This is a genomic window from Rhizobium sp. P1_E1 (genome assembly GCF_056406015.1).
In genome coordinates this window covers 1-2,200 of the sequence record NZ_JBFUAY010000423.1, presented here as the reverse complement: position 1 = coordinate 2,200, position 2,200 = coordinate 1, and the positions used below count along the sequence as shown (strand labels likewise).

Here is a 2,200-nt window from a genome sequence, read left to right as displayed (position 1 = left end):
AGGGAGCGCCGCGTAACACCCATTGCACGCCTAGCCTCAGCAAACATAGGCGAGCGGATAAGGCAGGTTGGGCGCGGAGATCACATCCATGTCGATCCCATAGATCTCTTGCAGCGTGTTTGGCGCAAGGATCGCGCTCGGCGTTCCGCTGGCAACAACGCGACCGCGTTTCAATGCATGGATCCGATCGCAGAAGCGAGCGGCCATGTTGATGTCGTGGAGAACGATGACGACACTGCTTCCAAGCTCGTGCGCCAAGCGTCGCACAAGGGAGAGCACCTCAATCTGATGCGCAACATCGAGTGCCGCTGTCGGTTCGTCGAGCAACAGGCAGCGAGCATCCTGAGCGATCAGCATCGCGATCCAGGCACGTTGCCGCTCACCGCCTGACAATGTTCCGACGATACGGTCGGCGAACTTCTCGATATGCGTTGCTCGGAGGGCTTCCTCGACTTTCCCTTCATCGTTCTTGGTGAAGCGGCCGAGCGCCCCGTGCCACGGATAGCGACCGCATCCCACAAGCTCGCGGACTGTCATTTCCGATCCGGTCGTGACATCCTGGGGCAGATATGCGACCGAACGAGCGAAGACGCGTTCACCATACGTCCTAAGATCCCGGTTGCCGTAAGAGATCGATCCAGCGCTCGGCACAAGCTGGCGAGCCAACATCTTGAGAAGACTGGATTTACCGGAGCCGTTGTGGCCGACCAGTGCCACAACTTCTCCTGCCGGAAATTTGAGACTTACATCGCGGAGAATCTCGTTCCCCTCTATCAAAAGACCTATATTTTCGGCGACAAAAGTTTCAGCCGTTCGAGGCGGATCTTGCGTCGGGGGGAGCATAGCCACGTGACATCCTTTAACCGGGTGATAGCTCGGTACTAAAGATGAGACTAGCAATCAACTATTTTCGTTGTTCCAATATCTCTGCCTAGCGCCTCGTCATCCTCACGCGGGCGGCAGGCCTTTCGGCCACCTGGTCAGGTTGACTTTCCCAAGTGCGATGCGCCGTCTCAAGGACGCCCAAGGTCGCAACATATCTCAACAATAAAGTGCAAACCGCAACACCGAACCGCAGCATAATGAATCGGTCCCAGCCGACTTGCCGGTTTGCTGAAGCCTTCTCCAATCATCGAAATGACGAGGCACTTTAATGTACACAAAGATAATCGCGCTGGCCGCTGTGGCTTTCTCGGCGGTGCCGGCCTTTGCCGCCGATGCCGTGGTTCAGGATCCTGCTTACGTTCAACAGGGACAGACCCAGGCGGCCTTCGACTGGTCGGGATTTTATCTCGGGCTTCAAGGCGGATACACCTCGACACATGCGAGCTACCTCGACGGCTCCGAGCAGAATCTTGATGGAGGTTCGACGGGTATCTACGGCGGATATAATTTCCAGCACGGCCCTTTCGTCTTCGGTATCGAGAATGACTTCAACTACAACTGGAAGGATGGGAGTGACGTTTCCCTCAAATGGGATGGCTCGGCGCGTGGACGTGTGGGATATGCCTTGGACCGTACGCTGATCTATGGAACCGGGGGTTTGGCGGCCGCTGGCGGAGAAGTCGACGTGCCTGGAATTGGCAAGAAGGACGACATTCTGATTGGCTGGACCGCCGGTGGCGGTGTGGAACGCGCCCTGACCGACAATATTATGATGCGCGCTGAATATCGCTATGACGATTTCGGACGCAAGGATTTCGGCTCGGCGCTCGGCGATTTCGAGGTTAATCAGCAAAAGGTGACGGTCGGCACGAGCTTCAAATTCTGAATGTCTGATCACGCCTCGACTTTGGTCGAGGCGTGATCATCTCCTGTTGGGATGAGAAATCCGCGGCGAATCCTGCCCGGTGCTTGGAGATAGGCTGATTTGACAACCTGCTATCGGCCGCCGGCATTGCGGCCGAACTGCATTTTCGGGCGATGCTGCGGATATTGGCATTGCAGGCAATCTCTGATCTAGTCTCGAACTCTCTCCGCCGGGCAGTTCAGCCGCAGGCTCATGATATTCGAAACGAGCGAGAGCCATATTCTCATGACCACTCACCGCTTCATTCMGACGATCTTTCACAATGTCATCGGCTCTCTTCCGCCGGCCCTGCGTATCGCCGACGGCGACACCGTGGTCACTGAGACGCTCGACGCCGTCGGGTATGACAAGGACGGCGTCAAGCAGACATCCGGCCCCAATCCGATGAAC

Annotated in this window: 2 protein-coding genes and 1 pseudogene; 2 read left to right on the top strand and 1 reads right to left on the bottom strand. The window is 56.8% G+C overall.

The features are described from left to right. Positions 1–36: 36 nt before the first annotated feature. Positions 37–843, bottom strand: a complete 807-nt coding sequence (locus AC1D1Z_RS36595) for an ABC transporter ATP-binding protein (protein ID WP_130654238.1) — start codon at positions 841–843, stop codon at positions 37–39. A 310-nt stretch (positions 844–1,153) separates the two neighbouring features. On the opposite strand from AC1D1Z_RS36595, the gene AC1D1Z_RS36590 reads away from it, so the two are divergent. Continuing rightward, a complete protein-coding gene (locus AC1D1Z_RS36590; RefSeq protein WP_131647195.1) occupies positions 1,154–1,771 on the top strand; it encodes an outer membrane protein in 618 nt (205 codons plus the stop codon). 264 nt (positions 1,772–2,035) lie between these two features. Then, positions 2,036–2,200, top strand: a pseudogene (locus tag AC1D1Z_RS36585) (acetamidase/formamidase family protein); the annotation flags it as partial.

Coding starts and splice junctions, on each gene's coding strand:
- AC1D1Z_RS36590 (WP_131647195.1), top strand. CDS start 1,154: ATGTACACAAAGATAATCGCGCTGGCCGCTGTGGCTTTCTCGGCGGTG.
- AC1D1Z_RS36595 (WP_130654238.1), bottom strand. CDS start 843: ATGCTCCCCCCGACGCAAGATCCGCCTCGAACGGCTGAAACTTTTGTC.